Here is a 3,768-nt window from a genome sequence, read left to right on the forward strand (position 1 = left end):
AGCCGAAGGCGCTGGCCGCGGTGAACGTCAGGCCGATGACCGCCGTTCTCCACTCGCCGAGCCTGGGGATGACGCGCGGCAGCACCGTGCCCATGACGATCGCGCCACACAGGCCGAAGGCGCCGAGCGAGAAGCCGATCTGCTGCTCGCTCCAGCCATAGCGGTAGTTCGAGACGAACGACCACACCGCCGGATACATCATGTGGCCGAGCGTCATCAGGAAGAAGACCAGCCCGATCCAGCCTATGCCCTGGTACTGGCGCATCTGCAGGAGCGTGCCGACCGGATTGGCGCGTTTCCACTCGAAGCGGCGGCGGTGCTTTTCATCGAGCGTCTCGGGCAGGAAGAACATCGCGATCAGGAAGTTCACGAAGGCGAGCCCGGCGGCGAAAAAGAACGGCACGCGCGGGCCGAACGTGCCGAGCAGGCCGCCCAGCACCGGCCCGATGACGAAGCCGACGCCGAAGGCAATGCCGAGCAGGCCGAAATTCTTCGCCCGGTTCTCGTCGTTCGAAATGTCGGCGATGAAGGCCGACGTCGTCGAATAGCTGGCGCCCGAAATGCCGGCCAGCACACGTCCGATGAACAGCATCGGATAGGACCAGGCAATGGCGCAGATCAGATTGTCGATGGAGAAGGTCAGCACCGAGGCGAGCAGGATCGGCCGCCGTCCGAACCGGTCGCTCAGGCCGCCCATGATGGGCGCGAAGAAGAACTGCATGGCCGCATAGACGAAGAACAGCCAACCGCCCTCGATCGCCGCTTCGCTGATGCCGACGCCGGTCAACTCCCTGAGAAAGGCCGGCAGCACAGGCATGATCATGCCGAAGCCGATAATGTCGAGCAGCAGCGTCGTGAAGACGAGCGCGAGGCCCCGCCTGGCGGTTTTGGGGTCGATCATGATGGTCAAGCTCCTCTGGCCGTCCTGGGGCGCGGGCGGACGCACCTTATAGGCGAGCAAGCAAAAAGGAACAGTGAGGGAACAGGCAGGAAGCTTTGATCCTGACACTCCCTGACGGCGTCTCGCCGTCAGGTCTTTTTCCGAAAACGACTGCTTAGAGCGGCCCGCTCATGGTGTTGCAGTCCGACAGCTTGCCGCTCTTGTAGCCGCGCGTCAGCCAGGTCTGCCGCTGCTGCGAGGTGCCGTGGTTGAAGCTTTCCGGCACGACATAGCCCTGCATCTTCTTCTGCAGCGTGTCGTCGCCGATCTGCTTGGCCGCGTTCAGCGCGCTTTCGAAGTCGCCCTGCTCCAATATGCCCTTCTGCCCGGTGTAGTGCGCCCACACGCCGGCGAAGCAGTCGGCCTGCAGTTCGATGCGCACCGACAGCTGGTTGGCATCGACTTCGCTCATGCCTTGGCGCATCTGGTCGAACTTGCCCATGATGCCGGTGAGGTTCTGTACGTGGTGGCCGACCTCATGCGCGATGACGTAAGCACGGGCGAACTCGCCGGAAGCGCCGAACTGCTGGTCGAGCTGCTGGAAGAAGGTCATGTCGAGATAGACCTTGTGATCTCCAGGACAATAGAACGGTCCGGCCGCGGCGGAAGCAAAACCGCAGGCGGAGCGGACCTGGCCGGAAAACAGCACCAGCTTGGGGTCCTCATAGGTCAGGCCTTGCGACTTGAAGATGCCCGTCCAGGTGTCCTCGGTCTCGGCGAGCACGGTCGCCACGAACTGCTTCATCTCGTCATTGGCCGGGCTACCCGCGCTGCTATCCTGACCACCGCCGCTGTTGTCCGTGATCTGGCCACCGCCGCCCGGCAGCAGGCCGCCGTCGCCACCGCCCAGGATCGCCGAGGGATCGAAGCCGAAATACCAGCCGGCGATGACGACAAGGATGACGAGGATGATACTGCCGCCGCCACCCGTCCGGCCGCCGATGGGCAGTTGGAACTGACCGCCGCCGCCACCGATCCCGCCGCCGCCACTGTCGCTGCGGTCGTCCTCGATATTGTCACTCTGACGACGGCCTCTCCAGAGCATGGCAACTCCTCGCTGCAAACTTTCCCGTTGTTCCGGCAGGCCGGCTCAATCCAACAAACAATTATCGTAATGGTTGCGCCAAGTCACAGCATTTTTCGTGAGGGCGGCGGCGCTGGGTGGCCGTTTCACCGCACTGGCCGGGAGCGCGCAAGGCCTGTAGCATCGCCGGGATCGGAGGGGTTCGAGGCTTGAGGACGATCGCAGGTTTCCTGTCGCTGCTGGTGCTGTGCCTTGGGCTTGCAAATGCCGGCGCGGTGACGCTCGATTCCAGCGTCGCGGTCACCGATCCCGCCACCTTGCAAGCGCTGGAGCGTGGCGGCCTGTCGATCAGCCGCCTGCTCGGCCCCGCCCTCGGCCTCACCCGCGACGTCGACAATCGCGGCCTGTTTTCGGTGCCGGCGCTGGCCACGGTGCGCGACACGGTCAAGCGCGAGATATCAGAAGAGCCCAAGACCAGCCCCGACCCCTATGTCGCGGCCATGGCGAAATCGAACGACACCAGCCAGAAATTCAATCCCAGATACATCGATGACGACGGCTCGACGCTCGACCTCACCGGCGTCGTCAACCGCATGGACCGAGGCTATCTCGGCCACACCGAATGCGGCGAGATCCGGCTGATCTACCGCTTCCACTATTCGGTCCAGGAAAAACCGGCGAACGGCAAGCCCGGCCAGCGCATTTCATCGCGCCTGCCGCTGACCATGAGCCTGGTCTTCAACGCCAAGCCTGGGAAGGCGCAGGGCCGCGCTTCTAAGGACCTTCCCAGCGCCACCGACGCGTCCTGCGCGGACGTCGCCCGGCGCTGGCTGGCCGCCGGTCGAAAGGACTTGCCACCCGAGCAATTGGCCACCTGGCTGCGCTCCGACGAAGGCCCGCTGTCCGGCGCCATGCTGAATTCCTCGCAGATCATGCGGCTCGAGCTCAACATGCAGGTGCTCAGGCTGTCGGCGTCGACGCGGCGCGATTTCGGCGGCCATGCCGAGTACCTGTTGAAGATCTTCAAATGGGATCCGGCCATTTCAAGCTTCTATGAAGCCAGGATGGAAAACGAGATCGACCGGGCGACGGTGCTGGCCGACAGGCCAGCCTTCGCCAAATGGCTGCTCACCGACCGCAACATCTACGATCTCGACCATGGCCGGCTGGTCGTCGACGAGAAATTCCTGGCCAAGAGCGCCGTCTCGGTGGCACCCGGCGGGTTGAGCCGCTCGCAGAACAACATCGTGTATGGGCTGGTCGACGACGCCGACATCGACAAGGCGTTGAAGGACTATGTCGCCAGCGGCAACACACTCGCCACCATCAAGTCGGTCGCCGGCTTCAACCTGCGCCTCAACGAGATGTCCTGCACCGGCTGCCACCAGACGCATGGCATTGCCGGCTTCCACTACACCGGCGCTGACCCGGCCGGCGAACCGCGCCGCAATGCCGTCTTCGTGCCGGGCTCGGCCGTCTTCTTCGCCGACCTGCCGCGCCGCCGCGCCATCGTCGAGGAATTCGCCGCCGGCGGCCATCCCGATTTCACCAGGGGCTTCGCCGCCCGTCCGGACCGGAAATACGCCGAAGCGCTGAAAGGCACCGATCTCTACAATGGCTGGGGCTCGATCTGCTATCGCGGCGAGGATGAAAGCTTCAAGGACTGGACCTGCGGCACCGGCCTGCGCTGCGCCGGGGTCCACGAAAGCGCCATCCATCCTGGTTTCGGCACCTGCGTCAGCGAGAAAGGCACCGCGGTCGGCGACCCCGTGGAATTCGGCGAAATCAGGATGTCGACCTGGGG

Annotated in this window: 3 protein-coding genes; 1 reads left to right on the forward strand and 2 read right to left on the reverse strand. The window is 64.3% G+C overall.

The genetic code is table 11. The features are described from left to right. Both EOA36_RS30305 and EOA36_RS30310 read right to left on the reverse strand, forming a co-directional pair. Nucleotides 1–901, reverse strand: a 901-nt coding sequence (locus tag EOA36_RS30305) for an MFS transporter (RefSeq protein WP_145969383.1), incomplete at its 3' end; no start/stop codon positions are given. 154 nt (nucleotides 902–1,055) lie between these two features. Then, the gene (locus EOA36_RS30310) at nucleotides 1,056–1,985 is read right to left on the reverse strand and encodes a neutral zinc metallopeptidase (protein WP_127280620.1); all 930 of its coding nucleotides are present in this window, start codon (nucleotides 1,983–1,985) and stop codon (nucleotides 1,056–1,058) included. Between the two features lie 188 nt (nucleotides 1,986–2,173). On the opposite strand from EOA36_RS30310, the gene EOA36_RS30315 reads away from it, so the two are divergent. Then, a partial coding sequence (locus tag EOA36_RS30315; protein ID WP_127280621.1) for a hypothetical protein occupies nucleotides 2,174–3,768 on the forward strand: 1,595 nt, incomplete at its 3' end.

The sequence above is a fragment of the Mesorhizobium sp. M8A.F.Ca.ET.021.01.1.1 genome (genome assembly GCF_003998025.1).
Classification (GTDB): domain Bacteria; phylum Pseudomonadota; class Alphaproteobacteria; order Rhizobiales; family Rhizobiaceae; genus Mesorhizobium.

Excerpts from the sequence above, each read along its gene's own strand:
- EOA36_RS30310 (WP_127280620.1), bottom strand. The coding sequence starts at position 1,985 with ATGCTCTGGAGAGGCCGTCGTCAGAGTGACAATATCGAGGACGACCGC.